Here is a 25,688-nt window from a genome sequence, read left to right as displayed (position 1 = left end):
TATCAATCGCGAAACCGGCGCCCGTCTGGCGCTGGACAAGAGGATCGCAAGGACCACGATGCTGAAGCGCAAGGAGTTCATTCTCGGGGCCGCGGCCGGCCTGACCCTGGCGGCGGCGGCGACCGCCGGCGGCGTCATCAACTGGCCCGGCGCGCACGCGGAACCGCAGGCGGTGAACCGGATCACCCCGGTCCCGGCCAACGGCGACGCCTTCACGCCCCCGCCGGGCGCGCCCAGCAGCTTCGCGACCATCTTCGACCAGGTCTCGCCCGCCGTCGTTCAGATCGACGTAACGGTCAAGGTGGACCAGCCCCAGGGCGGCGCCTTCCAGATCCCCGGCCTGCCGTTCCAGTTCGTGCCGCCGCAAGGCCGCGGCGGTCAGGGCAATGATGAGCCGCAGACGACACAGGGCGCCGGCTCGGGCTTCTTCATCTCGCAGGACGGCTTCATCGTCACCAACAACCACGTCGTCGCCGACGCGACCGAGATCAAGGTCAAGATGTCGGACGGCCGCGAACTGCCGGCCCGCCTGATCGGCCGCGATCCCGGCACCGACCTGGCGGTGATCAAGGTCGAGGGCAACGACTTCAAATACGTCAGCTTCGAAGAGACGGCCGAGCCGCGCGTGGGCGACTGGGTCATCGCCATCGGCAACCCCTTCGGCCTGGGCGGCACCGCCACGGCGGGCATCGTCTCGGCCAAGGCCCGCGACATCGATCCGTCGGGCTACAACGACTATATCCAGATCGACGCCGCCATCAACCGGGGCAACTCGGGCGGCCCGACCTTCGACATCCACGGCCGCGTCATCGGCGTGAACTCGGCCATCTATTCGCCCACGGGCGGCTCGGTCGGCATCGGCTTCGCCATTCCGGCGGACACCGCCAAGACGATCACCGAACGCCTGATGCGCGGTCAGTCGATCGAGCGCGGCTATGTGGGCCTGGGTCTTCGCACCCTCAGCCCCGACGGTTGGGAAGCCTTGGGCCAGCCCAAGGATTTCAAGGGCGCTCTGATCGAAAGCGTGACCGAGGACGGCCCGGCCTCGCGCGCCGGCGTCCAGGTCGGAGACCTTCTGGTGGGCGTGAACGGCCAGGCGGTGGCGAACAGCCAGGAAGCCACCCGTCGGGTCGGCGCGGCCAAGCCGGGCGACACCATTCGCCTGGAAGTGATTCGTGACGGTCGTCGCCAGACGCTGAACGTGCGCTCAGGCACCCGTCCTTCGGAAGAGGAGCTCGCTGCGTCGGAAGAGGGCGGAAGCGCCAATCCGGGGCAGAGCCAGCCTGGTCAGGGCGACACGATCGAAGGGCTCGCCGTCACCGCGATCACGCCGGCCGCGCGTTCGCGCTTCAGCCTGCCGGCCAGCGTCAACGGCGTCGTGATCACCAACGTCGAACAGGGTTCGGCTGCGGCGCGCCTCGGCTTCCAGCCGGGCTTCGTCATCACCCGCGCCAATGATCGCAACATCACGTCCGCCGCCGATCTGCGCGCAGCGGTGGCGGCGGCCAAACAGGCGGGTCGTCCCAGCATCCTGCTGTTCGTGCGCACGCCGCAGGGCACCAGCCCGGTGCCGTTGAAGTTCGCCGCCGGCGAATGATCGGCATTCTGACCAAGCCTTAACTCGTCAATCGCCGCCGATGCGCTACCATCGGCGGCGATTTTGATTCCGGGAGGGGTTTCGATGCGGATTCTGGTGGTCGAGGATGATGCCGAGGCGGCGACCGCCATGGTGCGGGGCCTGTCCGAAGCCGGGCATGAGGTCACCCACGCCGTGGATGGCGCCTTTGGCCTGCTGGAATCGCAGAAGGGCGGCTACGACGTCTATGTGGTGGACCGGATGATGCCGCGACTGGACGGCGTCGGCATGGTCGAGATGGTACGAAAGGGAGGCGATCAGACGCCTGTCCTGTTCCTGTCGGCCTTGGGCGAGGTTGAGGACCGGGTCACGGGGCTGAAGGCCGGCGCCGACGATTATCTGGTCAAACCCTACGCCTTCGCCGAACTGATCGCGCGGGTCGAGGCCCTGGCGCGTCGTCGCGAGACCGGCGGGGTGCAGACCGTGCTCAAAGTCGGCGACCTGGAGATGAACCTGATCGGCCGCACGGTGCATCGCGGCACGACAGAGATCGATCTTCAGCCGCGCGAGTTCCAGCTGCTCGAGTTCCTGATGCGCCACGCCGGCCAGTCGGTGACCCGCACCATGCTGCTGGAAAAGGTCTGGGAATACCATTTCGACCCTCAGACTAACGTCATCGACGTCCACATCAGCCGCCTGCGCTCCAAGATCGACAAGGGCTTCGACCGCGCCATGCTGCAGACCGTGCGCGGGGCGGGGTATCGGTTGGAGGCGTGACTTGAGATCCTCCCCCGCAATGCGGGGGAGGGGGACCGCCGGCACGGCGGTGGAGGGGGCGACCCCAGACACCGGCGCTGAAGCCGCCCCCTCCACCACTTCGTGGTCCCCCTCCCCCGTGAACGGGGGAGGATTGTAGGTGCGTCTTCCCTCCCTCCTTCGCCGCACGCCTTTCCGGCTGACGCTGCTGTTTCTGGCGCTGTTCGTGGCGGCGGCGGGGGCGATCCTGGCCTATGTCTATTTCGCCTCGGCGTCGGAGGCTCAGGGGCGGGCCAGGGCGGATGTGGAGATCGAGCTGGGCGCCCTGACGGCGATCCACCGCACGCGCGGTATCGACGCCCTGAACCAGGCCTTAGTCGAACGCTCCATCCGGGGCGGGCCTTATCTGTATCTGCTGACCGACAAGGCCGGAAAGACGATCACCGGCAACATCACCGAATCCCCCATCGACATCGACCTCAGCCTGCCGGCCGGCGCCAGCGACTGGGAGACCTTCCGCCTGACCGACACGGACGCCCAGGGTAAGGTGCAGCGGCGTCGCTCCATCGGGGTGATCACCACCCTGGCCGGCGGCGAACATCTATTCGTCGGTCAGGACATCGGCGACATCGAGGCCTACCTCGCGCGCCTGACCCAGGCCCTGTGGGGCGCCATGGCCCTGGTCATGCTGCTGGGCCTGGCGGGCGGTCTCTACATCAGCCGGCGGGTGGAAAAGTCGATGGCCGGGCTGAACCAGGTCGTTCAGTCGGTGCAGGACGGCGACCTCAAGGTCCGTGCGCCCGTACGCCACACCGGCGACGAACTGGACGAACTGGGCCAGGGGCTGAACACCATGCTGGATCGGCTGGAGGCGTCCATGGCCTCGATCCGCCACGCCGGCGACGCTATCGCCCACGACCTGCGCTCGCCCCTGACGCGGATGCGGGCCAAGCTGGAAGTCGCTCTGATCGACGCCGAAGCCGGCAAGATCGACGGGGTCGACGCCCTGGGCATCGCCCTGGACGAGGCCGACCATCTGCTGAAGACGTTCAACACCGTTTTGGCCATCGCGCGGCTGCAGGCTGGCGGGGCGCCCGATCCCAAGGTCATGGACGCCGCTGACCTCGCCGCCGACATGGCCGAGCTTTACGAACCGGCGGCCGAGGACAAGGACATTGACTTTTCGTCCGAGGTCGAAAAGGGGCTGATGATCGAGGGCAACCAGCCCTTCCTGGCCCAGGCCCTGGCCAACCTCATCGACAACGCCATCAAATACACCCCCGCCGGCGGGGCGGTGAAGCTGCGCGCGCGCCGCCGCTCGTCGGGCGAGATCGAATATTCCGTCACCGACACCGGCCCTGGCGTGCCGGAAGAGGACCGCGAGCGGGTGGTCCAACGGTTCGTGCGCCTGGACAACAGCCGCACCGAACCCGGCTCGGGCCTTGGGCTTTCACTGGTGACGGCGGTGGCGGAGGCCCACGGCGGGCGGGTGGTGCTGGATGAGGGCCCCGGCGCCTACGGCGACTTCGGACCGGGGTTGCGGGTGGCGTTAGTGCTGCCGCCGGCCTCGACCGGGATGAGCGGATGATGTGATGGCCCATCCAGAAACCTTGATCCCGTTGGCTGACAGCCTCACGCCCGCCGGTACGGTCACAAACATCGCCGCCGCCGACCGCCTGCGTGAAGCCCTGATCCAAGCCGCCGACGCCGACGGCTGGCGCGAGACTTTGGACGCCGCCTGGCCCGCCCTGGCCCCCGTCGCCGGCGCCTCGCCCTATCTCGCCGGTCTGATGCGGCGTCGCCCCGCCCATCTGAGAAACCTGCTGGAAGCCGATCCGGTCGAAGCGCTGGAGCGGATCATTCGTGACACGGACGCGCTGGACGCCGAGCCGGACGCGGTCCGTGCTCCGCTACGCGTGCTGAAGGCCGACCTGCACCTGCTGACCGCCCTGGCCGATCTGGGCGGGGTTTGGGATCTGGACCAGGTCACCGACGCCCTGTCCCGGTTCGCCGACGCCTCTTGCCGGGCGGCCCTGCGCGCCGTCGCCGCCGAACAGAGGGCGCGCGGCCGGCTGATCTCGCCGCCCGGCGATCCGCGCGGCCCCATCCCCGGCCTTTTCGGCCTGGCGATGGGCAAGCACGGCGCCAATGAACTGAACTATTCTTCCGACATCGACATCTCCCTCTTCTTCGAGCCGCGCCTGATGGGCCTGGCCCTGCGCGAGGGCGAGGAGATGCAGGACTTCGCCAATCGCGTCGGCAAGGGGATCGCCACCCTGCTGACCGAGCGGACGGGCGACGGCTATGTCTTCCGCGTCGATCTGCGGCTGCGGCCCGACCCGTCCTCGACCCCGCCCGTCGTCGCCGGGCCGATGGCCCTGGCCTATTATGAAAGCGTGGGTCAGAACTGGGAGCGGGCGGCCTTCATCAAGGCGCGGCCGGTCCTGGGCGACATGCGCGCGGCGGGCCGGTTCCTGAAGGCCATGATCCCCTTCATCTGGCGGCGCAGCCTGGATTACGCGGCCGTGCTCGACATCCAGTCGATCAAGAAACAGATCCACGTCCACAAGACGGGCGAGGGACTGCAGGCCGCCGGGGCCAATCTGAAGCTGGGTCGCGGCGGCATCCGCGAGATCGAATTCTACGCCCAGACCCAGCAGCTGATCCTGGGCGGCCGCGATCCGGCCTTGCGCAAACAGCGCACGCTGGAGGCGTTGAAGGCCCTGGCCGACGCGCGCCATGTGCCCCTGGCGGTCTGCGAGGAATTGTCCGCCGCCTATGTCGAGCTGCGCGGGCTGGAGCACCGCGTGCAGATGCTCGACGACGAGCAGACCCACCGCCTGCCCGAGGACGCCGAGCGCCGCGCCGCCGTCGCAGCCCTGGCCGGTTCGAACGATCTGGCCGCCTTCGACGCCCGGGTCGAGGCCCTGCTGGCGCGGGTCAACGCCCGCTATGGCGAACTGTTCGAGGGCGGCGAAGATCTGGACTCCAGCTACGGCAGCCTGGTCTTCACCGGGGTCGAGAATGATCCCGAGACGCTGGAAACCCTGCGTCGCATGGGCTTTTCCGAGGCGCCGTCGGTCGCTGACACGATCCGCAGCTGGCACCACGGCCGCATCCCCGCGACGCGCACGGCGCGGGGCCGCGAACTGTTCACCCGCCTGGCGCCGCGCCTGCTGGAGGCCCTGGCGCGATCCGGTGCGCCCGACGAGGCGTTCCGGCGTTTCGCCGTCTTCTTCTCCGGGCTGGCGGCGGGCGTGCAGGTCCAGGCCCTGTTCCTGAACCAGCCCAAACTGTTCGAGATGGTGCTGGGCGTCATGGCCTTCGCGCCGCGTCTCGCGCGGACGCTTGGCCGGCAACCGGCGGCGCTGGACGGCGTGCTGGACGCCCGCTTCCTGGTCGATCTGTCCGAAGAGACCGGTCTGACCGAACAGATGCTGCGCGAGGCCGGCGAGACCGAAGATTTCGAAGGGGCCATGAACGCCGTGCGCCGCCTGCACCGCGAGCAGATGTTCCGCATGGGCATCCACGCCCTGACCGGCCGGGCGGGGGCCGAGACGGCGGGTCGCGCCTACGCCGCCCTGGCCGACGCCGCCATGCGCACCCTGTCGCCCGCCGCCCTGGCCGAGACCGAACGGCTGGGCGGCGCCTTCCCCGGCGCAGTCGCGGTGGTCGCCTTGGGCAAGGCCGGCTCGCGCGAAATGACGGCCGGATCGGATCTCGATCTGATGACGCTGTACGAGGCGCCGCCCGAGGCGACCTCCGAGATCAAGGGCTGGACCGCCGACGTCTTCTACGCCCGCTTCACCCAGCGGCTGATCGCGGCCCTGTCGGCGCATACGGCGGAAGGCGGCCTCTATGAGGTGGACATGCGCTTGCGCCCCACCGGATCCAAGGGGCCGGTGTCGGTGCGGCTGAAGGCGTTCGACGCCTATTACGCCAAGGAGGCCGAGACCTGGGAGTTCATGGTCCTGACCCGCGCCCGCGTGGTCTGGGCCAGCGATCCCAAGTTCGGCGCCCAGGTTTCGGCCGCCATCGAGGTCGCCCTGCGTCGCCCGCGTCCCGGCGTCGATATCGCCGCCGATGTCCGAAAGATGCGTAGCCTGATGGATCGCGAGCGTCGCCCGCACGGCTTCTGGGACTTGAAGCTGTCGCCCGGCGGGCAGGTGGACGCCGAGTTCGCCGCCCAGTTCCGCCAGCTTCAGGCCGCCGCCATCGGCGAGCCCTTGACCCTGTCGACGCTTGAGGCCCTTCACGACGACCCGGTCCTGGCCGAGGCCTGGCGCGTGCAGCAGCGGCTGGCCCACCTTCTGGCCGCCGCCTTCGAGGGGCGGGTCGATCCGGAGGGCGAACCCGGCGTCTTCCAGCTGCGCCTGGCCGAGGCCGCCGGCGCGCCGGACTTCGACACGCTGAAGACCGAGCTGACCGACCTGCGCGCGCGGGCGCGAAAGGCCTTCGAGCGTGCGGTTCCAGCAGGCCGCGACGGAGAATCCGCAACGCCGCGTTCAATCTCCTGACAGGGCAATGTCAAAGGGCGCCAGACGCGCCCGTGGAGATGATCGAGATGAGAAACACCTTTCTGACCGGCCTGGGCGTCATCGCTCTGGCCGCCGCTGGCGCCGCGACCGCCCAGGTTCCCCCGGCCCCCGCCGCCGGCGCGCCTGCGCCGCATCATGCGCGTGCGGATCCGAACCGCCAGATCACCCGCGCCGAGTTCGTCGATGCGCGCATCGCGCGCCTGACCGCGCTCGATACGAACCGCGACGGCGTCGTCAGCCCCGAAGAACGCGCCGCCGCCATGCAGGCCCGTCGCGCCGAGCGGGCGGGCGACCGCTTCGCCAAGCTGGATGCGAACGGCGACGGTTCCATCAGCCGCGCCGAGTTCGACGCAGGCCATGCCGCACGCCCGGATCGCGGTCCGCGCGCCGAACGCGCCGGTCATCGTGAGGGTCGTCGCGGCGGCGCACATCACGCCATGCGCGGACAAGGCCGCGAACGCAGGCCGGTGGTGATCGCCGAAGCCTCCGCCAAGCTGGGCGAGCGGTTCGACAAGATGGACGCTGACCGCGACGGCGTGATCTCCGCCGACGAGCGCCGGGCGGCCATGGCCGCGCAGCGTGAGCAACGGCAGGAACGCCGAGCGGCCCGCCAGGCTCAGCGTCCGGCGCAACAACCCGCTTCCCCCGTCCCGGCTTCGGAGTAAGACGGTGTCGGGGTCGGCCGTCGTGAACGCACCGGTCCCTTTCGTCAGCAGCGGAAGAGGCAGGTTTGGTCGCGATCGTCGACCCCGACGAGGATCTGGTGCGGCGCGTGGGGCAGGGCGACCCGGCGGCGGCGCAGACGCTCGTCTCGCGCAAGCTGCCGCGCATCCTGTCTCTGGCGCAGCGCATGCTGGGCGACGCCGTCGAGGCCGAGGACGTGGCCCAGGAGACGATGCTCAAGGCCTGGCGTCAGGCGCCCAGATGGACGCCCGGCAAGGCCCGGTTCGACACCTGGCTGCACCGGGTCGCGCTGAATCTCTGTTACGATCGTCTGAGGCGTCGGCGCGAAATCCCGACCGACACGCCGCCGGATCGTCCAGACGAAGGCCCGGCGCCGGATCGCGGTCTGTTGGCGGCCGAGACGGGCGTGCGGGTCACGGCGGCCCTGAAACGGCTGCCGGACCGACAGCGCGAGGCCATCGTCCTGTGCCATTATCAGGAGCTGTCGAATATCGATGCGGCGGCCCTGATGGAGATCAGCGTCGAGGCGCTGGAGAGTTTGTTGTCGCGCGGTCGTCGCGCATTGCGTCTGGCCCTTTCGGACATCGGTCCGAGGTCGATTAAAGGAGACGGACGATGAAGACGGAACGGTTGCACGAACTGGCGGACGCCTATGGCGCCGACCTGCGTCGGTGGCCCGCGTCCGAGCGCGCCTTCGCCGAAAGCCTGATCGCCGCCGATTTGTCGTTGAAGGCGGTGCTGGATCACGCGGCCGCGCTGGACGCTCTGCTCGACGCCGCGCCCAGACCTGTCCCGTCCGCGGCCCTGACCGCGCGCATCCTTGCGGCTGCGCCCCGGGCGAAAAGCCGTCTGGGCAAGGCCATCTGGTATCTGGGCGCCGGCTGGGCCGCCGCGGCCTGTGCGGGCGTGGTCGCCGGTGTCGGCCTGACAACCCATCTGACCGCCGACGCGCGCGCCGATGCGGTGCTTTACCAATCCTCGCTGACGGGCGTGGATGACACGGAACTGCTGGGATGACGTCCAAAAGCCTGAAGATCGCCCTGGCCGTCTCGGTGGCCCTGAACCTGTTCGCCGTGGCGGGCGGGGTCACCTATGTCGTCAATCGCGACCGGATCGAACGTCGGATCGAGGATCAACGCCGTCCGGGCCGCGAGGGACCGTTGGCCGAGGTTCTCGCCGATCTGGATCCGGCCGTGCGCCAGCGCGTGCGCACCGCGCTGCGAGAATCGGCCCTGGCGGCGCGTCCTGATTTCGAGGCGGCCCGCGCCGCCCGGCGCGAGGCCATCGACATCGCCGGTCAGCCGACCCTGGACGCAGCCCGGGTCGAAAGCCTGCTGGAACAGTCCAGAGCCGCCGAGATGCGGGGCCGCACCCGCCTGGAAAGCGGCGCGGTCGCCGTGCTGGCGACGCTGACGCCCGAGGAGCGCAAGGCTTTGGCCCCGATTCTTCAGCGTAAGGGCAATGCTCGTCGCGCCGCGGCCCACGGGCCGGATCACCGTCAGCCGGACGACCGCGCGCCCCGCTGACGGCGCTTGGGCGCTCAGCCCTTCCTGGACGCGCGGAAGGCGGCGACGGCGTTCACCGCCGAGCGCACCGACGCCTCGATGGCGGCCCAGTCGCCCGACTTCACGGCGTCATCGGTCACCAGCTTGAAGCCCATGCCCGCCGCGACGATGCCCGCGCCGAACCATTTGGCGATCGACGCCTCGTCCGGATCGACGCCGCCGGTGGGCATGATCTTGACCCAGGGCATCGGGCCCTTGACCGCCTTGACGAAGTCCGGTCCGCCGACCGACGAGCCGGGGAACAGTTTGACGATGTCGCAGCCCAGTTCGTGCGCCTCGCCGATGTCGGTCACCGACCCGCAGCCGGGGAAATAGGCGACCATGCGGCGGTTGCAGACCTTGGCCACGTCGGGGATCAGGCAGGGGCTGACCACAAACCGCGCGCCCCGGTTCAGATAAAGCGAGGCCGTGCCCGCATCGACGACCGAACCGATGCCCAGGACGACGTTGGGGTCGGTTTTGATCAGTTCGCGATTGATCTCGCCGAACAGGTCACAGGCGAAGTCGCCGCGATTGGTGAACTCGACCACCGGCGCCCCGCCGCGCGCGCAGGCGCGGATGACGTTCAGGCTGACCTCGGCGTCGGGATGATAGAAGACCGGGCACACGCCCTGGGTCTGAAGCGCCTGAAGCACGCTGACGCGATCATGGGCCATGGACGGGTTCCTCTGCGATAGGTTCGCGTCCGACCTCCGCTGTCGCGGACGCAAGGTCAAGTCAAACCGCGTTAGCGCGGGTGTTCTCTTGACGGCGTGTGACGAAAGGCGGACCGTTGTTCGCTCATTCCTCTTTTGGAGAAGCGGGATGTTCGCCGCCCTCGCCGTCGTCGTCCTTCTGACCGTTCAGGACCCGCCGCCCGCCGCCGACATGGACGGCGTCTGGTCCGTCGATCTGGCGACCGATCCGGCCCAGCCCTATCGCCAGCCCATGAACCTGACGCTCCAACCCGACGGCGTCGTGACGGGCGACTTCTACAACAGCCGGATTGAGGCGGGTCGATGGAAGCGCCAGCACGGCCGGCTGTGCGTCTCGTTCCGAACGACCGACGGCGCAGGCCCCTATCACACGGCGGCCTGCCTTGCGGGCGATCATGTCGAGGGTCAGACCTGGGCCGAACACCGCAACTTCGTCTTCATCTGGCGCGCCGACCGCCCCTCTTGAAGCCTCGCCGCTCAAGCCCATCTGTCAGGGAGGGGAGCGGGGGATTTCATACGAATTAGACGAATTAGACTCCATTTTTCGCCGCCGGGTCTGATTGTCGCTCAGCGTCGATGGGCCAGGTCGGCCAGCCGCCGGACCAGGGTGCTCTGCGCATCGAACAGCGGATCCAGAACCGTGAAATGGTTCAGGTTGGGCAGGGGCTCGAACCGTGTCTTCGCCCCGGCGTCGCCCCAGCGCGTGGCCATGGCGCGGCTTTGATCCACGAAGGCCTCGCTTTCCGCACCGCCGACGATGCAGTCCAGAACCGCGCCGGCGGGCGCCGGCCATCGCATCGGCGACAGGGCCTGGGCCTCGGCCCTATTCAGATCCAGGGCGATGTTGAGTGAGGTGGGGATCAGCGGCTCCAGATCGAACACGCCTGAGAGGGCGACCGCCGCCGAGGCTCGCCCGTCCGCCAGCAGGCAGGCCGCCATATGCCCGCCTGCCGAATGGCCGCTGACGACGGGGCGAGCGCCGGTGCGGGTATGGATCAGGTCGACCGCCGCCCGCGCCTGATCGACGATCCGGCCCAGCCGCACGCTCGGCGCCAGGTCATAGGTCGGGATGGCGACGCTGACGCCGTGGGCCAGCAGGGATGGAGCCAAGAAGCTGAACCAACTCGCATCCAGCGCCTGCCAGTATCCGCCGTGCAGGAAGACAACGACCGGCGCGCCGCCCCCGGCGTCGAACCAGTCGATCCGCTCGCGCTCGCCTGGGCCGTATTTCAGGAATTGGGGCGGATGGGCGGCGCGGGCGGTCTCCGATCCCGTCTTCCAGCGCGCCATCACGGCGGGATGGTCGGGCACCAGGGCGCGGTTGTTGTATTGCGCCTCCAGCACGGCGTCTGTGTCTTGCGGCTTACCCGTCACGTCTTCGTCCGCTAGAAGCGCCCTCGAACCAGAGGACTGATCCGCCATGATGACCGCCATCTTCGTCTTCATCAAATGCGAGCTGGGCTACGCCAACGAGGTGGCGGCCGACATCGTGGACAATGTCGAGAACGTCTCGGAGGTCTATTCGACCTCGGGTCAGCACGACCTGCTGGCCAAGTTCAACCTGCCGCGCGACGCCGACATCGGCACCTTCGTGACGAAACAGGTCCAGACGCGGCCGCACGTGCGCGACACCTTCACCGTCATCACCTTCTCGCCCTTCCTGCCTTCGAAGGGTTAGGTCGCGGCCTTTCGCTTGACCTTGTCCTTGCGATCCTCGGCCTCGTCGTCGTCGCCGACCTTTTCCTCGACCGTGGCCGACAGGCGCTGGAAGACGCCCAGACCGACCAGCACCATCACCGAGGCGACCAGCAGGGCGGTGGGATAGAGCAGCTGCGCCACGTCCTCGCGCGCCGTCTTGAACACGACCACCAACGCCTCCAGGAACAGGGCGATGACGATGGTGGACAGGAATTTGGTCAGGCTGCGCCGGGCCTCGGCGGCGCTGCGCTTTTCGTTGCCGCGCCGCACCTCGTCCTCGAAGATGTATTTGGCCACGTCGAACACGGCGATGGCCACGATGACATAGCCCAGCACGTCCAGCACGGCGTCGGCGCCCGACTTGTCCGGCGACCCGATCCCCTCCAACGCGTCCTTCACGCCGAAGCCGATCAGGGCCATGGCCGCCAGCAACAGCAGCAGGCTGGCGAAGGCGAACACCGCCCGGGTCAGATAGGTCATTCGAAAATCCCTCCGCGAGGTGTGCTGAACGCGCCAACCGCCAAGCTGTTGCCTCGCCGCAAAAGGGTGACGCTGACCCAAGGGACGGCTAAACGAGGGGCATAGGGAGACACGACATGACGCGATCCAACGCGCCCGCCTACATGACCGGTTTCGGCAATCATTTCGCGACCGAGGCCGCGCCCGGCGCCCTGCCGGTGGGCCGAAACTCGCCGCAGAAGACGCCGATGGGCCTGTATGCCGAACAGCTGTCCGGCACCGCCTTCACCGCCCCGCGCGCCGAGAACCGGCGCAGCTGGCTCTATCGCCTGCGTCCGTCGGCCCAGCATGGGCCCTACACCCCCTTCGATCAGGGGCGGGTCCGCTCCGGTCCGTTCGACGAGACGCCGCCCAATCCCAACCGGATGCGCTGGGATCCGCTGCCGATGCCGCAGGCCGCGACCGACTGGGTCGAGGGGCTGACGACCTATGGCGGCAACGGCGAACCGGACGGCGGGGCCGGGGCGGGTATTCACCTGTATGTCGCCAACCGATCGATGACCGACCGGGTCTTCTATGACGCCGACGGCGAACTGCTGATCGTGCCTCAAGAAGGCGACCATCGCTTCGTCACCGAGTTCGGCGTGATCGAGGCCCAGCCGGGCCACATCGTCCTGATCCCGCGCGGCGTGCGGTTCCGCGTCGAGGTCGAGGGGGACGTGCGCGGCTATGTCTGCGAGAACTACGGCAGTCCGTTCCGCCTGCCGGATCTCGGACCTATCGGCTCGAACGGCCTGGCCAATCCGCGCGACTTCGAGACCCCGATCGCGGCCTATGAGGACGTGGATCGCCCGACCGAGTGCGTCCAGAAATACGGCGGGCGTCTGTGGGCCACGATCTTCGATCACAGCCCGTTGGACGTCGTCGCCTGGCACGGCAATCTGGCGCCCTGCCGCTATGACACGGCGCGGTTCAACACGATCAACACCGTCAGCTACGACCACCCCGATCCGTCGATCTTCACCGTCCTGACCAGTCCGTCCGAGACGCCGGGGACCGCCAATATCGACTTCGTCATCTTCCCGCCGCGCTGGATGGTGGCCGAGGACACCTTCCGCCCGCCGTGGTTCCACCGCAACGTAATGAGCGAGTTCATGGGTCTGGTGACCGGCGCCTACGACGCCAAAGCCGGCGGATTCGCGCCGGGCGGCGCATCTCTGCACAACCGCATGAGCGGCCATGGCCCCGATCAGGCCAGCTATGACGGCGCGATCAAGGCCGAGCTGAAGCCGCACAAGATCGAAAACACCCTGGCCTTCATGTTCGAGACGCGCATGCCGATCCGCGTCACGAAATGGGCGTCGGAATCACCGCAGATGCAGCTCGACTACGACGACGTCTGGTCAGGCTTCACCAAAGGACAGATCTCATGATCCGCATTTCCCTCATCGCCGCCGTCGCGCTTTTTGCCGCCGCCTGCTCGCCCCAGACCACGGGAACGGCGTCGGATGCGCCGATGCAGAGCGCCGACGCCGCGTCCTGCGCCACGCGCGGCGGCACGATGAAACAGGTCGGGCGGATGCAGTCCTGGCAGTGCGTCATCTCTTACGCCGACGCCGGGAAGCGCTGCACCGACGGCGATCAGTGTCAGGGCGACTGCCGCATCGAGGGCAACAGCGGCGTGGCGCCGGGGACGGCGGCGACCGGCGTCTGCCAGGCGAACAGCGACCGTTTCGGCTGCAATACGACGGTCGAGGACGGCAAGGCCGGCCCGACCCTGTGCATCGACTGAGGTCGCAGGCACGAAAAAGCCCCCGTCGCGAACGACGGGGGCTGATCCATACTTAAACGGATTTAGCCGGTGGCCAGACCTTAGTGGGTCGAAGGCGTGTTGGCGGTGGTCATGCCGCCGTCAGCGTTGCCGGCTTGTTGCTCGACCATGTCGGCCTTGCGGTCGGCGTTCTTCTCGACCTGGTCGGCCTGGGCGTTCAGGGCGTCGGCCTGAGCGGCGGTCGGAGCGGTCGCGGCTTGCGATTCCAGTTGGTCGGCGCGGGCTTCACCCGTCGCTTCGATGGCGTCGGCTTGCTTTTCAGCGGCCTTGTCGGCGGCGCTTTCACCGCAGGCGGCGACGCCGGCCAGCATGAAGACCGAAGCGGCGGCGATGGCGAACTTCTTCATTTGAGTTTCCTCTCCTAGATGGAAACACACAAACGCTACGGTGACGGTTCGGTTCACGCCGCCGTGAGATTTTCGTGATCGCCCGACGCGTCAGCCCTCCGACTGGGCGAAGGCGACCCGCGCAGCGCCCAGCAGCGCGGCGTGTTTGTGCATGATCACCTTGGTCGGAATGTCCTGCATATAGTCCTTGAACCGGCCCTTGCGCTCGAAGCGCTGGCGGAAGGGGCTGGTCTTGATGAAGGGCAGGATGCGCGGAACGATGCCGCCGGCGATATAGACGCCGCCGCGCGCGCCGGTGGTCAGGGCGATGTCGCCGGCGACCGCGCCCAGGATGGCGCAGAAGCGGGCCAGGGTCGCGCCGCACGGGCTGTTCGGATCGGCCAGAGCCGTTGCAGTGATCTGAGCGGGATCATCGATGTGGGTCTCGCGCCCGTCGATCTCGGCCAGGGCCCGGTGCATGTTCAGCAGGCCCGGCCCGCAGATCAGCCGCTCGATCGACACCCGGTCATAGCGGCGACGCAGGATGCGCAGGATTTCGTCCTCGACCGGATCGCCGGGGGGGAAGCAGGCGTGCCCGCCCTCGGACGGCATGGCCATTTCCTTGCCGGCCGCATCCCGCACCAGGGCCGAGACCCCGAAGCCTGTGCCAGGGCCGAGCACCGCGACGGTGCAGTGCGGATCGCCGTCGACCGGGCCGCCCAGACTTTCCAGCTGGTCTTCCGGCACGATGGGCGCGCCCCAGGCCAGGGCCTCGAAATCGTTGATCAGCTTGACGGGCTTCAAGCCCAGCGTTTGAAGCTCGCTCTCCGACACCTGCCAGGGCGAGTTGGTCAGGTCGATGCCGCCGTCCGTGACCGGGCCGGCGACGGCGATAACGCCGCCCGTCGGCTTGACCTCGCAGCCGTCGATGAAGGCGGCGACGCCTTCGAGGAAGGTCGGATAGGTCTCGGCCGGGAAGCTCTCGTGATGGTCCAGCACGGGCTTGCCGTCCACCATTCGGGCCACGGCGAAGCGGGCGTTCGTGCCGCCGACATCGCCGACGAGAAGGGTCTTGTCATTCATTGGGGCGTTTCCTGCGCTCGGTTCGGTGGATCAGGCGTCCACAGTCCGATCGACGAAGTTGGGATTGGGCGGGGTGTCGTCGTTGCCGCGCGAACCGGTCGGCAGGGCGAAACAGACCGTCGCCCCCTGTTCGGCCGTCGTGACCACATGGCGGAAGGCGCCGAACAATTCACGGCCATAGCCCCAGGACGAACCCTCGGCGTTGGCGGCGGACCGGGCGGCCAGCGGACGGGCGGTCAGGTCGGGAACGCCGACGGTGGTCAGAACGCCAGCTTCGGCGTCCAGGCGGATGATGTCGCCGTCCTGAACATGGGCCAGCGGACCGCCGGCCAGGGCCTCTGGGCTGACGTGGATGGCGGCCGGCGTCTTGCCGCTGGCGCCCGACATGCGGCCGTCGGTGACGAAGGCGACCTTGAACCCCTTGTCCTGAATGACGGACAGGGCCGGCGACAAGCTGTGCAGTTCCGGCATGCCGTTCGCCTTGGGTCCCTGGAAGCGCAGGACAACGACCACGTCGCGGAACAGCTTGCCGTCCCGGAAGGCTTGCAGCGCGTCTTCCTGAGTTTCGAACACGGCGGCAGGCGCCTCGACGATGCGGTTCTCGGGTTTGACGGCGGAGATCTTGATGACCGCACGACCCAGGTCGCCCTGAACTAGACGCAAGCCCCCCTCCTTGTCGAAGGGATTGGAGGCCGGGCGCAGGATGTCGAGATCGAGACTTTCCTGGACCCCATCGCGCCAGACCAGTTCGCCGTCCACCATCGACGGTTCCTGGAAATAGGCCTCGATGCCCTGACCCATGATGGTCGTGACATCGGCGTGGATGTTGCCTGCCCGGGCCAGTTCACGCGCAATGAAGGCGACGCCGCCGGCCGCCTGGAAGGCGTTCACGTCGGCCGAACCGTTAGGATAGACCCGCGCCAACAGCGGCGTGACCGATGACAGCTCGTCCATGTCGGTCCAGTCGATCAGCACCCCAGCCGCCCGCGCCATGGCGACCAGGTGGATGGCGTGATTGGTCGAGCCGCCGGTGGCCAGCAGGGCCACGATCATGTTGACGATGGACTTCTCGTCGATGACGTCGGCCATGCGGCACTCGCCGCTGCGGGCCAGTTCGACCGCCCGTTTCGCCGCCGCCGCCGTCAGGGCGTCGCGCAGGCCGGTGTCGGGATGGACGAAGGCGGTGGAGGGCATGTGCAGCCCGCCCAGCTCCATCATCATCTGATTGGAGTTGGCCGTGCCGTAGAAGGTGCAGGTGCCGGGCGAGTGATAGGAGCCGATCTCGCTTTCCAGCAGGGTCTGACGATCGACCCTGTTCTGCGCATACTCGGCGCGGACGCGCGCCTTTTCCGCATTCGGAATGCCGGACGGCATCGGTCCTGCGGGGGCGAAGACGACCGGCAGATGGCCGAAGGCCAGGGCGCCCATGAACAGGCCCGGTACGATCTTGTCGCACACGCCCAGCATCAATCCGGCGTCGAAGGCGTCGTGCGTCAGGGCGATGCCTGCCGACATGGCGATCAGGTCGCGGCTGAACAGCGACAACTCCATGCCGGGACGACCCTGGGTGACGCCATCGCACATGGCGGGGGTGCCGCCGGCGACCTGGGCGGTGGCGCCGACCTCGCGCACGGCCTTGCGCACCACGTCGGGGAAGCGTTCGAACGGCTGGTGGGCCGACAGCATGTCGTTGTAGGCGGTGACGATGCCCAAATTGGGCTTGGACCCGTCCATCGCCGTCAGCTTGTCGGCGATCGTCTGGCCCGCGAAGGCGTGGGCCCAGTTGGCGCAGCTCAGCTTGGCGCGTCCGGCGCCGCTGTCGCGCGCGGCGTCCATGCGACGGATGTAGTCGGCGCGGGTCTCGCGGCTTTTTTCGACGATGCGGGCGGTGACGGCCGCCACGGTGGGATGAAGCGCCATTTCAGCCTTCCTCCGTCCACAGAACTTCAAGGGGAACGCCGGCGGCGATCAGGGCGGCGATGGGCTGGATCTTGGGATCGCCCTGGGCCTGTTCTTCGAAGACACGACGCTTGGCGGCGCCTTTCAGACCCAAGATCACCCGGCCCGCCGACATCAGATAGGGCAGATTGATCGACAGCCGTTCAAGCGTCGGCGCCATGCCGTCGCGCCCATGCGGCACGCCCAGCACCGTGGGCTTCAGCATCGGCGTCAGCAGGGTCTTCAGCGTCGGGCTTTCGGGGAACATGGAGCAGATATGGCCGTCCTCGCCCATGCCCAGCAGCACCGCATCGAACCGCCCGCCGGCATCGCCCAGGGCCTTTGCCGCCACGATGGCCGCACGGTCCACGGTGACTTCGGGCGTATAGAGCGGGATGAAGCGGGCCGTCGCCGCCTTGTCCTGAAGAAGCACGTCGCGGATCAGCCGGGCGTTCGATTCCGGCGAGGTCTCGGGCACATACCGCTCGTCCACCAGGGTCACGGCGATTTTGGACCAGTCCAGATCGGTCGCCGCCAGGCGGCGATAGACGGGCGCGGGCGTCGAACCGCCCGGACCGGCGAACAGGGCCTGGCCGTAATCACGGACGGCAGCGCCCAGGGTCTCGGCCAGACGCGCGGCGATGGCTTCGGCCCAGGTCTCGACGGAGGCGAAGGCTTCGATGGCGGGGGTCTCAGACATCGGTCGTATTCCAGTCGCGGCCGGTGCGGGCCATCAGCATGTCGGCGCTGTCGGGGCCCCAGGTGCCGGCGATATAGTCGTCGGGCTTCAGGCCGGATTCGGCCCAGGCCTCGGACACCTCGTCCACCCATTTCCACGCCTGCTCGGCCTCGTCGCGGCGCACGAACAGGGTGGAATCGCCGGCCATCGCGTCCAGCAGCAGACGCTCATAGGCGATGCGGCGGCGCGGCGGGGCGGCGGACTTGCCATCGACCCCCCAAGACAGGCTCATCTTGATCGGCTGCAACTGCATGCGCTGATCCAGGCCCGGACGCTTGTTCATCACCGTCAGAGAGATGTCTTCCTCGGGCTGCAACTCGATGATCATCCGGTTGGCCTGAACCTCGCCGCGATCGTCGCGGTCGAAGATCGAGTGGGGCACCGGCTTGAACTGGATGACGATCTCGGTGCGCTTTTCGGGCAGGCGCTTGCCGGTCCGCATGAAGAAGGGCACGCCGGCCCAGCGCCAGTTGTCGATGTCGGCGCGAACGGCGACGAAGGTCTCGGTGTCCGACGGCTGGCCGCGCTCCTCGTCATAGCCCTTGGCCGGCTTGCCCTCCGAGACGCCCGCCACATACTGACCCCGCACGGTCACGCGCTCGGCTTCGTCAGGCGTGATCGGGCGCAGGGAGCGCAGCACCTTGACCTTCTCGTTGCGTACCGAATCCGGGTCCAGGTCGCTCGGCGGCTCCATCGCCACTAGGCACAGCAGCTGCAGCATGTGGTTCTGCAGCATGTCGCGCAGGGCGCCGTATTCGTCATAGTAGGGCCAGCGATCGCCGACCCCCACCGTCTCGCCGATCGTGATCTGCACGTGGTCGATGGACAGGTTGTTCCACAGCGGCTCGAAGATCGTGTTGCCGAACCGCAGGGCGATCAGGTTCTGGACGGTCTCCTTGCCCAGATAGTGGTCGATGCGGAACACTTGGTTCTCGCTGAAGGCGTGGGCCACGGCGTCGTCGATCTCGAGGAAGGACTTCAGGTCGCGCCCAACCGGCTTTTCCAGCACGATGCGGCAGTTCTTTTCGGCAAGGCCCGCCGCCTTCATCGCTGTGACGATGCGGGCGTAAAGCGAGGGGGACACGGCCAGGAAGGAGGTGACCTCGCCGTCGCCGACCCTATCCTTCAGCGGTTTGAGACTTTCGGGCGAGGTCGCGTCGACCGCCAGATAGTCCAGGCGGGCCTTCATCCGCGACCAGCTGGCTTCGTCCCAGACCTTGTCGGCTTCAGCGCGCGCCTTCACCGCCTCGTGCACCTTGGCGATATAGTCGTCGGCGCTCTCTTCCGAACGCGCGGCGCCGATGATCTTCAGCCCTTCAGGCAGAAGGCCGTCGTGTTCGAGGAAATAGAGAGACGGCAGAAGCATGCGCATCGCCAGATCGCCGCCGCCGCCAAATAGAATGAGAGCCGCCATGTCTTGTCCCTCGATGATCCCATTTGTCGGGACGCACGCCTTTACGGTCTAGCCGCTGTCTTTGGCCGCTTCCGCCCGCGAGGCCAACACGTCCAGCACGTCCTGAAACACCATGTTACGGGCATGGAGAAGAACGAGCAGGTGATAGATCAAATCCGCAGCCTCGCTGGCGAGTTCCTCGTCCGGACCGGCGACGCCGGCCAGCGCGGTCTCCACGCCCTCCTCGCCGACCTTCTGGGCGATGCGTTTGGGCCCCTGTGCGATCAGTCGGGCGGTCCAGCTTTCGGACGGATCGGCGGCGGCCCGTTCGGCGATGGTTCGCTCCAGCCGGGCGATCCGACCCAGGCCCGGCGCGTCGGCCTCTCCAAAACAGCTCGTCCGGTTCAGGTGGCAGGCGTTTCCGACCGGCTTGACGCCCAGCACGATGGCGTCGGCGTCGCAGTCGGCCGTGATGGAGACGACGTAAAGCCGGTCGCCCGAGGTCTCGCCTTTTCTCCAACGCCCCCCGCGCGAGCGCGAAAAGAAGGTGGCCTCGCCGGAGGCGATCGTCTCGTCCAGCGCAGCGCGATCCATATAGGCCAGGGTCAGGACCTGCAGCGTGGCGGCGTCCTGAACCACGACGGGGACCAGGCCGTCGCCCTTGGCGAAGTCGATGGTGTTCGGGTCGATCACAGTCTCATCTCCAGGCCTTGGTCGGCCAGGTAGCGTTTCAGGTCGGGAATGGCGATGGCACCGGTGTGGAACACGCTGGCGGCCAGGGCGCCGGAGACGTCGGCCTGCTCGAACACAGCCTTGAAATGCTCGGGTGCGCCAGCGCCGCCCGAGGCGATCAAGGGAATGGTCAGCCGTGCTCGCGCGGCGGACAGTTGCGTGATGTCATAGCCGCGCCGAACCCCGTCCTGATCGATGCAGTTCAGCACGATCTCTCCGGCACCCAGGCTCTGCGCCTCATCCAGCCAGTCCAGTGTGCGTTTGCCGGCATGACGGCGTGCATCGGGGTCGCCGGTATATTTGTGCACTACCCAGTCGCCGTCTTCGATCCGGCTGTCGACGCCGACGACGACGCATTGGCTGCCCAGCCGCGCCGCCATGTCGGCGATCAGTTCGGGCCGTTCCAGAGCCGGGGAGTTGATCGAGACCTTGTCCGCCCCGTGGTCCAGACACCGCGCCGCCTGCTCCACGCTGCGAATGCCGCCGGCGACGCAGAAAGGAATGTCCAGCAGTCGGGCGATGTCCTTGATCCAGCCGTAGTCCAGCGTCCGCCCCTCGGGACTGGCGGTGATGTCGTAGAAGACCAGTTCGTCGGCGCCCGCATCGCGATAGCGGGCGGCCAGCTCGGCCGCGTCGCCCATGTCGGTATGACCGACGAACTTCACGCCCTTGACCACCCGGCCGTCCTTCACGTCCAGGCAGGGAATGATCCGCCGGGCGGTCATATCGGACGGGCCGCCGCGATCGCCTCGGGCAGGGTGAAGCAGTTCTCGTACAGCGCGCGCCCGACGATAGCCCCGTGACAGCCCAGCGCCTTGACCGCCGCGATGTCGTTCAGCGAGGAAACGCCGCCCGAGGCCTGCAACACCAGATCCGGCCGACGGCTGCGGATCTCGGCCAGCAGATCCAGGTTCGGCCCGGTCAGGGCGCCGTCGCGACCGACATCGGTCACCAGCAGGTGTTTGGCCGTCCCCTTGGGATACCGATCCAACGCCTCCCAAAGCGTCATGCCCGAGGACTGGGTCCAGCCCTTCAAAGCGGGGACCGGCACGCCGTCCTCGATCTTGACGTCCAGGGCTAGGGTGATGCGCTCGACGCCGAAGGTCTCCAACCAGGTCGCCACCGCCTCGGGCTGGGTCACCGCCAGCGATCCGACCACGACGCGCGACACGCCGGCGTCCAGCAGCTTTTTCACATCGTTGGCGCTGCGCACGCCGCCGCCCGACTGAACCTTGACGTCGATGGCCTGGGTCAGTTCGCCGATCAGGGCGTGCTGGCGCGCCTCGCCCGCCTCGGCCCCGTCCAGATCGACGATGTGAATCCACTCCGCGCCCTCGGCCGCAAAGGTCGTCAGACGGGCGGCCGGCTGCTGGTCGTAATGCGTCACCTGGGCGAAGTCGCCGTGCATCAGGCGCACGCAGACGCCGTCCTTCAGGTCGATGGCGGGGTAGATCAGCATGGCAGGCCCAGGAAGTTCTTGAGGATGGTCGCCCCGGCCTCGGCCGAGCGTTCGGGGTGGAACTGGCAGCCCCAGCGGTTGGCAGATCGAACCACAGCCGGAACGACGCCGCCATAGTCGGCGCGCGCCAGGGTCGCCGGTCCGTCGGGACAGACGAAGCCATGGACGAAATAGGCATAGGCGCCGTCGACGACGCCCTCCAGCAAGGGGTCGTCGCGCTCGCGCGTCAACCGGCTCCAGCCCATGTGCGGCACCGGCAGATCGCCCTCAGGCTTCAGCCGGGTCACCGCGCCGGGAATGAGGCCCAACAGATCGACGCCGTCGCCCTCGTCGCTCGATCCGAACAGCAGTTGCTGACCCAGGCAGACACCCAGCAGCGGGCGCGTGAAGGCGCGGATCGGCGCGATCAGACCCAGGTCCGACAGGCGCTTCATGGCGTAGCCGGCGGCGCCAACGCCAGGCAGGATGACCCGTTCAGCCTCGGCGATCACGGTCGGATCGTCGGTCAGGCGCACGGTCGCGCCGAGCCGCTCCAGCGCGAACTGGACCGAGGCGACATTGCCGGCGCCGTAGGCGATGACGGCGACCTCGGTCACAGAACACCCTTGGTGGATGGCACGGCGTCGCCCTCGACACGGATGGCCTGGCGCAGGGCGCGGCCGAAGGCCTTGTAGACGGCTTCGGTCTTGTGGTGGTCGTCCTGGCCCGTGACCTTGATGTGCACGGCCGCGCCCATGGCCTCGGCCAGTGACCGGAAGACGTGGGCGGTAAGGTCGGTGCGGTAGTCGCCGATGAAGGGGGTCTCGAACGCGCCCTCGAACAGCGGATACGGGCGGCCGGAAAGATCGATTGAGACCGTCGCATTGGCCTCGTCCATCGGCAGGACGAAGCCATAGCGGGCGATGCCCTTGCGCTCGCCCAACGCCTGTTTCAACGCCTGGCCCAAGGCGATGGCGCTGTCCTCGATCGTGTGGTGCGGATCGGTGTGCAGGTCGCCTTCGCATTGCAAACGCAGGGAGAAGCCGCCGTGGGCCGCGATCTGCTCCAGCATGTGATCGAAGAAGCCGACGCCGGTTTCGATCTTCACCGGACCGGTCGCATCCAGATCGACCGCGCAGACGATGCGGGTTTCCTTGGTGTCGCGCACGGCCTGACCGATGCGGGCGGGGCGGCGCTTGGCGGGCGTCAGGCCGAAGGCGGCGAGCAGCCGGTCGTTGACCTCGGACTTGATCGAGATCGGCAGGCGCAGACGCTCGCCGGACAGATCGGCCTCGACGCCATAGGCCTTCAGACCGGCCAGGGCGGCGGCAGGCTCCTCTGGACGGGCCATGATGATGGGACCGACGCCCGGTTCGACCGGCATCTGGCGGCCCAGTTCGCGCACGACCCGTTCGCGCTCGTGTCGGACCGAGGCGATCCGCTCGGCGGTCTCGATCATCCGCGACGGATCGAGCGCCTGCATCGCCAGTCGCACCAGCGGTTCGGGCAGGGCATAGGGTTCCAGCACCGACGCCAGACGCGCCAGGGTCGGGGCCTGCGCGATCGCCGCGCCGACGCGGGCGCCGGCCAGGCCATAGGCCAGGGACAGGCTGCGCAGCACGACCAGGTTCGGCTGATTGGCGACGACGGTCACGGCCGAGACGCTGTCGGAGAACTCGATCAGTCCTTCGTCCACCACCAGCAGGGCGGGGGCGACGCGGGCGGCCATTTCGGCGACGGCCTCAGGCGAGCCCAGGGCGCGGATGATGACGGTACTTGCTTCTCGGGCGGGGTCGCCCTTGGCCGGATAGATGGCGGCCAGGCTGTCATAGGGCTCGGCCTTCGGGGCCTCGACCGATCCCCCGTCGCGCGCGGCGAGGCGCCAGGCCAGTTCCAGCCCGTGGGTCAGGCCGCGCACCGGCAGAACCTGTTCGGCAGGCACGCCATAGACGGCGGCCATGCGAGCGGCGAGGGCGGAGGCGTCGCCGGGATAGCGATCCAGACCTTCGCCGCCGGAAACCAGCGGCGGATAGGGAGCGGGCAGGGTCATCCTTCGGCCCTCAGATCGGCGGCGCGGGCGTGGGCTTCCAGGCCCTCCATCCGGGCCAGACGGGCGGCGATGGGGGCCAGGGCGCGGGCGCCGGCCTCGGTCACCAGCTGGACCGACATGGTGGTCATGAAGCTGGCGGTGGTGACGCCGCCCAGGGTGCGGGCGCCCCCGTCGGTCGGCAGGACGTGGCTGGGACCGGCGGCGTAATCCCCCAGCGTCTCGGCGGCGAACCGGCCGACGAAGACGGCCCCGGCGGCCTTGATCGAATCGACCAGCGGCTCGGGATCGTCGATCTGGATCGCCAGGTGTTCGGGGCCATAGAGGTTGGCGACTTCTGCCGCGGCCTCGAGGTCGCGAACCAGGATGGCGCGCGCCTCATTCAGAGAGGCGCGGGCGATGGCTTCGCGGGGCAGGGTTGCGACCTGAACCTCGACCTCGCTCAGGATGTAGTCGATGGTGGCGCGGCTGGTCGAGACCAGCAGAACCTGCGCATCCGCATCGTGTTCGGCCTGGCTGAGCAGGTCGGCGGCGGCGATCTCGGGCGCGGCGTCGCGATCAACGATGACCATCAACTCCGACGGGCCGGCCGGCATGTCGACGGCGGGACCGCCGGGCAGCGCGCTCGCCTGCTTCTTGGCCTCGGCCACATAGGCGTTGCCGGGTCCGAACAGCTTGTCGCAGGCCGGGATGATCCCATCCTCCAGTTCGACGCCGAAGGTCAGGGCGGCGATGGCCTGGGCCCCGCCCATCAGCCAGATGGCGTCCAGTTCCGCCTCTGCGGCGGCTAGGATCATGGCGGGGTGGATGCCGCCGTCCTTGTTCGGCGGAGTCACGGCGACGCGCTGGCCTACGCCCGCGACGCCGGCCGGAATGGCCAGCATCAGCAGCGACGAAAACAGCGGCGCGGTGCCGCCGGGAATATAGAGGCCGGCCGAGGCGATGGGGCGCCAGGCCAGTTTGGACCGCACGCCCGGCGTCGTCTCGATAAAGGGGGTGTCCTCGGGCCGGGTCGCCTGGTGGAACACGCGCACATTGTCGGCCGCCATGCGCAGGGCGCGCACGTCGCCGGGCGGCAGGGCGTTGCGCGCCTCGGCGACGGCCTCGGGCGTGATGGCGATGCGACGGGGCGGCGCCTTGTCCAGCTTCAGGCACCAGTCGGTCACGGCCGCGCCGTCGCGCTGGCGCACGTCTTCCAGGATGGTGCGCACGACCTCGGTCACGTCGCCGGCGGTGCGTTGGGCGGGGCGGGCCAGGGCGGCCGTCTTGCCGGCCGCGTCGAGGGAAGACCAGTCGATGCGCTTCATCACATCATCTTCTCGATCGGGAGAACTAGAATGGCCGAGGCGCCGGCGGCCTTCAGCTTTTCGAGCGTCTCCCAGAAGACGGCCTCCTGGCAGACGGCGTGGACGGCGACCGCATCGTCGCGACCCATCAGGGGCATGACTGTGGGCGAGCCGGCGCCGGGCAGTATGGCGGTGATCTCGTCCAGCGCCGAGCGCGGGGCGTTCAACATGACGTATTTGGCGCCTTGCGAGGACACCACGCCCGCCATCCGCTCGATGACGCTGTCCAACAGCTGCTGCAACGCCGGCTCGGGCGCGACGGGCGACTGGATCAGCACGGCCTGGCTTTCCAGAACCGTATCCTTGGCGCCCAGCCCGTTGGCCTCCAGCGTCGCGCCGGTCGAAACCAGGTCGCAGATGGCGGCGGCCAGTTTCAGCCGGGGCGCGACCTCGACGGCCCCGCGCATGACCACGATGTCGGCCTTGACCCCGCGTTCGTCGAGAAAGCGGCGCAGGATCTTGGGATAGGAGGTGGCGATGCGCAGACCGTCCAGCGAGGCCGGACCGTCATAGGCCAGGGTCGGGGGCGTGGCGATCTTGAGCGTGCAGCGACCAAAGCCCAGCGGCATGACGATCGAGGCGTTCGGCCCGCCGTTGCGGCCTTCCTCCAGCACATTCTCGCCGACGATGCCCAGGTCGCAGACGCCGTCCGCCACGAAGGTTGGGATGTCGTCGTCGCGGACGCGCAGCAGGTCGATCGGATAGTTCTCGACCCGGTAAAGCAGGTCATTGTGACCCTTGACCCATTTCAGGCCCGCGTCGCGGATCAGGTCGAGGCTGCGGTCGGCCAGACGGCCGGATTTCTGGACGGCGATGCGAAGCCGGCCCTGCACGGTGCTCATGT

27 protein-coding genes are annotated in these 25,688 nt (G+C 68.3%); 12 read left to right on the top strand and 15 right to left on the bottom strand.

Going from position 1 to position 25,688, the window contains the following annotated elements; all coding sequences use genetic code 11:
- Positions 1 to 58: 58 nt before the first annotated feature.
- The 8 genes from Q9R14_RS09920 (at position 59) to Q9R14_RS09885 (ending at position 9,080) form a co-directional block, all read left to right on the top strand.
- Complete coding sequence (locus Q9R14_RS09920; RefSeq protein ID WP_066552562.1) at positions 59 to 1,597, top strand: Do family serine endopeptidase; 1,539 nt, start codon at positions 59 to 61, stop codon at positions 1,595 to 1,597.
- An 84-nt stretch (positions 1,598 to 1,681) separates the two neighbouring features.
- Complete coding sequence (locus Q9R14_RS09915; protein ID WP_066552560.1) at positions 1,682 to 2,353, top strand: response regulator transcription factor; 672 nt, start codon at positions 1,682 to 1,684, stop codon at positions 2,351 to 2,353.
- Between the two features lie 139 nt (positions 2,354 to 2,492).
- Positions 2,493 to 3,920 (top strand): ATP-binding protein, encoded by a 1,428-nt coding sequence (locus Q9R14_RS09910; protein ID WP_306002259.1) that lies wholly within the window; start codon positions 2,493 to 2,495, stop codon positions 3,918 to 3,920.
- 4 nt (positions 3,921 to 3,924) lie between these two features.
- Entirely contained in the window at positions 3,925 to 6,849 is a 2,925-nt protein-coding gene (locus Q9R14_RS09905; RefSeq protein WP_306002258.1) for a bifunctional [glutamine synthetase] adenylyltransferase/[glutamine synthetase]-adenylyl-L-tyrosine phosphorylase, read from the top strand.
- Between the two features lie 47 nt (positions 6,850 to 6,896).
- Entirely contained in the window at positions 6,897 to 7,535 is a 639-nt protein-coding gene (locus tag Q9R14_RS09900) for an EF-hand domain-containing protein (RefSeq protein ID WP_306002257.1), read from the top strand.
- A gap of 65 nt (positions 7,536 to 7,600) precedes the next feature.
- Complete coding sequence (locus tag Q9R14_RS09895; RefSeq protein ID WP_017504385.1) at positions 7,601 to 8,173, top strand: RNA polymerase sigma factor; 573 nt, start codon at positions 7,601 to 7,603, stop codon at positions 8,171 to 8,173.
- The gene (locus tag Q9R14_RS09890; protein WP_017504386.1) at positions 8,170 to 8,571 is read left to right on the top strand and encodes a hypothetical protein; all 402 of its coding nucleotides are present in this window, start codon (positions 8,170 to 8,172) and stop codon (positions 8,569 to 8,571) included. Before Q9R14_RS09895 ends, Q9R14_RS09890 begins: the two co-directional genes overlap by 4 nt.
- Positions 8,568 to 9,080, top strand: a complete 513-nt coding sequence (locus Q9R14_RS09885; RefSeq protein WP_306002256.1) for a periplasmic heavy metal sensor — start codon at positions 8,568 to 8,570, stop codon at positions 9,078 to 9,080. The genes Q9R14_RS09890 and Q9R14_RS09885 overlap by 4 nt, the downstream gene beginning before the upstream one ends.
- A 14-nt stretch (positions 9,081 to 9,094) precedes the next feature.
- Here the strand turns inward: Q9R14_RS09885 and Q9R14_RS09880 are convergent, their stop codons facing one another.
- On the bottom strand, positions 9,095 to 9,775 hold the full coding sequence (locus Q9R14_RS09880; RefSeq protein WP_306002255.1) for a bifunctional 4-hydroxy-2-oxoglutarate aldolase/2-dehydro-3-deoxy-phosphogluconate aldolase: 681 nt from the start codon (positions 9,773 to 9,775) through the stop codon (positions 9,095 to 9,097).
- A gap of 148 nt (positions 9,776 to 9,923) precedes the next feature.
- Here Q9R14_RS09880 and Q9R14_RS09875 point away from each other — a divergent pair, with 148 nt between their 5' ends.
- Entirely contained in the window at positions 9,924 to 10,280 is a 357-nt protein-coding gene (locus Q9R14_RS09875) for a hypothetical protein (RefSeq protein ID WP_306002254.1), read from the top strand.
- A gap of 101 nt (positions 10,281 to 10,381) precedes the next feature.
- Here Q9R14_RS09875 and Q9R14_RS09870 read toward each other — a convergent pair whose 3' ends face one another.
- Positions 10,382 to 11,248, bottom strand: a complete 867-nt coding sequence (locus Q9R14_RS09870) for an alpha/beta hydrolase (protein WP_306002253.1) — start codon at positions 11,246 to 11,248, stop codon at positions 10,382 to 10,384.
- Between Q9R14_RS09870 and Q9R14_RS09865 the strand changes: the two genes are divergently transcribed.
- Positions 11,235 to 11,492 carry an Lrp/AsnC ligand binding domain-containing protein gene (locus Q9R14_RS09865; protein WP_306002252.1) on the top strand — a complete coding sequence of 86 codons (258 nt, stop codon included), beginning with the start codon at positions 11,235 to 11,237 and terminating at the stop codon, positions 11,490 to 11,492. The two genes, Q9R14_RS09870 and Q9R14_RS09865, sit on opposite strands and share 14 nt — an antisense overlap.
- Here the strand turns inward: Q9R14_RS09865 and Q9R14_RS09860 are convergent.
- On the bottom strand, positions 11,489 to 11,992 hold the full coding sequence (locus Q9R14_RS09860) for a GNAT family acetyltransferase (RefSeq protein ID WP_306002251.1): 504 nt from the start codon (positions 11,990 to 11,992) through the stop codon (positions 11,489 to 11,491). The genes Q9R14_RS09865 and Q9R14_RS09860 overlap by 4 nt on opposite strands.
- A 116-nt stretch (positions 11,993 to 12,108) precedes the next feature.
- Here Q9R14_RS09860 and hmgA point away from each other — a divergent pair, with 116 nt between their 5' ends.
- Both hmgA and Q9R14_RS09850 read left to right on the top strand, forming a co-directional pair.
- A complete protein-coding gene (gene hmgA, locus Q9R14_RS09855; RefSeq protein WP_306002250.1) occupies positions 12,109 to 13,404 on the top strand; it encodes a homogentisate 1,2-dioxygenase in 1,296 nt (431 codons plus the stop codon).
- Positions 13,401 to 13,763 carry a hypothetical protein gene (locus Q9R14_RS09850; RefSeq protein WP_306002249.1) on the top strand — a complete coding sequence of 121 codons (363 nt, stop codon included), beginning with the start codon at positions 13,401 to 13,403 and terminating at the stop codon, positions 13,761 to 13,763. The genes hmgA and Q9R14_RS09850 overlap by 4 nt, the downstream gene beginning before the upstream one ends.
- 80 nt (positions 13,764 to 13,843) lie before the next feature.
- Here Q9R14_RS09850 and Q9R14_RS09845 read toward each other — a convergent pair whose 3' ends face one another.
- The 12 genes from Q9R14_RS09845 to hisG form a co-directional block, all read right to left on the bottom strand.
- Positions 13,844 to 14,149, bottom strand: coding sequence for a hypothetical protein (locus Q9R14_RS09845; RefSeq protein ID WP_039244192.1), 306 nt, complete (start codon positions 14,147 to 14,149; stop codon positions 13,844 to 13,846).
- A 90-nt stretch (positions 14,150 to 14,239) separates the two neighbouring features.
- Positions 14,240 to 15,211, bottom strand: coding sequence for a glucokinase (glk, locus tag Q9R14_RS09840; RefSeq protein ID WP_306002248.1), 972 nt, complete (start codon positions 15,209 to 15,211; stop codon positions 14,240 to 14,242).
- Between the two features lie 30 nt (positions 15,212 to 15,241).
- Entirely contained in the window at positions 15,242 to 17,131 is a 1,890-nt protein-coding gene (edd, locus tag Q9R14_RS09835) for a phosphogluconate dehydratase (RefSeq protein WP_306002247.1), read from the bottom strand.
- A 1-nt stretch (position 17,132) separates the two neighbouring features.
- Positions 17,133 to 17,849 (bottom strand): 6-phosphogluconolactonase, encoded by a 717-nt coding sequence (pgl, locus tag Q9R14_RS09830; RefSeq protein WP_306002246.1) that lies wholly within the window; start codon positions 17,847 to 17,849, stop codon positions 17,133 to 17,135.
- On the bottom strand, positions 17,842 to 19,302 hold the full coding sequence (gene zwf, locus Q9R14_RS09825) for a glucose-6-phosphate dehydrogenase (protein WP_306002245.1): 1,461 nt from the start codon (positions 19,300 to 19,302) through the stop codon (positions 17,842 to 17,844). The genes pgl and zwf overlap by 8 nt, the downstream gene beginning before the upstream one ends.
- Positions 19,303 to 19,350: 48 nt before the next feature.
- On the bottom strand, positions 19,351 to 19,974 hold the full coding sequence (gene hisIE / locus Q9R14_RS09820) for a bifunctional phosphoribosyl-AMP cyclohydrolase/phosphoribosyl-ATP diphosphatase HisIE (protein WP_306002244.1): 624 nt from the start codon (positions 19,972 to 19,974) through the stop codon (positions 19,351 to 19,353).
- A complete protein-coding gene (gene hisF, locus Q9R14_RS09815; protein WP_306002243.1) occupies positions 19,971 to 20,738 on the bottom strand; it encodes an imidazole glycerol phosphate synthase subunit HisF in 768 nt (255 codons plus the stop codon). Before hisF ends, hisIE begins: the two co-directional genes overlap by 4 nt.
- Positions 20,735 to 21,472 (bottom strand): 1-(5-phosphoribosyl)-5-[(5-phosphoribosylamino)methylideneamino]imidazole-4-carboxamide isomerase, encoded by a 738-nt coding sequence (gene hisA, locus Q9R14_RS09810; RefSeq protein ID WP_306002242.1) that lies wholly within the window; start codon positions 21,470 to 21,472, stop codon positions 20,735 to 20,737. The genes hisF and hisA overlap by 4 nt, the downstream gene beginning before the upstream one ends.
- Positions 21,466 to 22,068 (bottom strand): imidazole glycerol phosphate synthase subunit HisH, encoded by a 603-nt coding sequence (gene hisH, locus Q9R14_RS09805; RefSeq protein WP_306002241.1) that lies wholly within the window; start codon positions 22,066 to 22,068, stop codon positions 21,466 to 21,468. The genes hisA and hisH overlap by 7 nt, the downstream gene beginning before the upstream one ends.
- Positions 22,065 to 23,501: an imidazoleglycerol-phosphate dehydratase HisB gene (gene hisB / locus Q9R14_RS09800; RefSeq protein WP_306002240.1), complete on the bottom strand. Its 1,437-nt coding sequence runs from the start codon at positions 23,499 to 23,501 to the stop codon at positions 22,065 to 22,067. Before hisB ends, hisH begins: the two co-directional genes overlap by 4 nt.
- Positions 23,498 to 24,805 (bottom strand): histidinol dehydrogenase, encoded by a 1,308-nt coding sequence (gene hisD, locus Q9R14_RS09795; RefSeq protein ID WP_306002239.1) that lies wholly within the window; start codon positions 24,803 to 24,805, stop codon positions 23,498 to 23,500. The genes hisB and hisD overlap by 4 nt, the downstream gene beginning before the upstream one ends.
- Entirely contained in the window at positions 24,805 to 25,686 is an 882-nt protein-coding gene (gene hisG, locus Q9R14_RS09790; protein WP_055752833.1) for an ATP phosphoribosyltransferase, read from the bottom strand. The genes hisD and hisG overlap by 1 nt, the downstream gene beginning before the upstream one ends.
- Positions 25,687 to 25,688 lie beyond the last annotated feature (2 nt).

Source organism: Brevundimonas sp. C43, from assembly GCF_030732185.1.
Taxonomy (GTDB): domain Bacteria; phylum Pseudomonadota; class Alphaproteobacteria; order Caulobacterales; family Caulobacteraceae; genus Brevundimonas; species Brevundimonas diminuta_C.
The sequence above is the reverse complement of the archived record's forward strand: the minus strand, read 5'-3'. Positions and strand labels throughout refer to the sequence as shown.

What these genes read in the sequence shown, in the direction of transcription:
- Q9R14_RS09920 (WP_066552562.1), top strand. Translation starts at nt 59, where the DNA reads ATGCTGAAGCGCAAGGAGTTCATTCTCGGGGCCGCGGCCGGCCTGACC.
- Q9R14_RS09915 (WP_066552560.1), top strand. Translation starts at nt 1,682, where the DNA reads ATGCGGATTCTGGTGGTCGAGGATGATGCCGAGGCGGCGACCGCCATG.
- Q9R14_RS09905 (WP_306002258.1), top strand. Translation starts at nt 3,925, where the DNA reads ATGGCCCATCCAGAAACCTTGATCCCGTTGGCTGACAGCCTCACGCCC.
- Q9R14_RS09900 (WP_306002257.1), top strand. Translation starts at nt 6,897, where the DNA reads ATGAGAAACACCTTTCTGACCGGCCTGGGCGTCATCGCTCTGGCCGCC.
- Q9R14_RS09890 (WP_017504386.1), top strand. Translation starts at nt 8,170, where the DNA reads ATGAAGACGGAACGGTTGCACGAACTGGCGGACGCCTATGGCGCCGAC.
- Q9R14_RS09885 (WP_306002256.1), top strand. Translation starts at nt 8,568, where the DNA reads ATGACGTCCAAAAGCCTGAAGATCGCCCTGGCCGTCTCGGTGGCCCTG.
- Q9R14_RS09880 (WP_306002255.1), bottom strand. Translation starts at nt 9,775, where the DNA reads ATGGCCCATGATCGCGTCAGCGTGCTTCAGGCGCTTCAGACCCAGGGC.
- Q9R14_RS09875 (WP_306002254.1), top strand. Translation starts at nt 9,924, where the DNA reads ATGTTCGCCGCCCTCGCCGTCGTCGTCCTTCTGACCGTTCAGGACCCG.
- Q9R14_RS09865 (WP_306002252.1), top strand. Translation starts at nt 11,235, where the DNA reads ATGATGACCGCCATCTTCGTCTTCATCAAATGCGAGCTGGGCTACGCC.
- Q9R14_RS09870 (WP_306002253.1), bottom strand. Translation starts at nt 11,248, where the DNA reads ATGGCGGTCATCATGGCGGATCAGTCCTCTGGTTCGAGGGCGCTTCTA.
- Q9R14_RS09860 (WP_306002251.1), bottom strand. Translation starts at nt 11,992, where the DNA reads ATGACCTATCTGACCCGGGCGGTGTTCGCCTTCGCCAGCCTGCTGCTG.
- hmgA (WP_306002250.1), top strand. Translation starts at nt 12,109, where the DNA reads ATGACGCGATCCAACGCGCCCGCCTACATGACCGGTTTCGGCAATCAT.
- Q9R14_RS09850 (WP_306002249.1), top strand. Translation starts at nt 13,401, where the DNA reads ATGATCCGCATTTCCCTCATCGCCGCCGTCGCGCTTTTTGCCGCCGCC.
- Q9R14_RS09845 (WP_039244192.1), bottom strand. Translation starts at nt 14,149, where the DNA reads ATGAAGAAGTTCGCCATCGCCGCCGCTTCGGTCTTCATGCTGGCCGGC.
- glk (WP_306002248.1), bottom strand. Translation starts at nt 15,211, where the DNA reads ATGAATGACAAGACCCTTCTCGTCGGCGATGTCGGCGGCACGAACGCC.
- edd (WP_306002247.1), bottom strand. Translation starts at nt 17,131, where the DNA reads ATGGCGCTTCATCCCACCGTGGCGGCCGTCACCGCCCGCATCGTCGAA.
- pgl (WP_306002246.1), bottom strand. Translation starts at nt 17,849, where the DNA reads ATGTCTGAGACCCCCGCCATCGAAGCCTTCGCCTCCGTCGAGACCTGG.
- zwf (WP_306002245.1), bottom strand. Translation starts at nt 19,302, where the DNA reads ATGGCGGCTCTCATTCTATTTGGCGGCGGCGGCGATCTGGCGATGCGC.
- hisF (WP_306002243.1), bottom strand. Translation starts at nt 20,738, where the DNA reads ATGACCGCCCGGCGGATCATTCCCTGCCTGGACGTGAAGGACGGCCGG.
- hisA (WP_306002242.1), bottom strand. Translation starts at nt 21,472, where the DNA reads ATGCTGATCTACCCCGCCATCGACCTGAAGGACGGCGTCTGCGTGCGC.
- hisB (WP_306002240.1), bottom strand. Translation starts at nt 23,501, where the DNA reads ATGACCCTGCCCGCTCCCTATCCGCCGCTGGTTTCCGGCGGCGAAGGT.
- hisD (WP_306002239.1), bottom strand. Translation starts at nt 24,805, where the DNA reads ATGAAGCGCATCGACTGGTCTTCCCTCGACGCGGCCGGCAAGACGGCC.
- hisG (WP_055752833.1), bottom strand. Translation starts at nt 25,686, where the DNA reads ATGAGCACCGTGCAGGGCCGGCTTCGCATCGCCGTCCAGAAATCCGGC.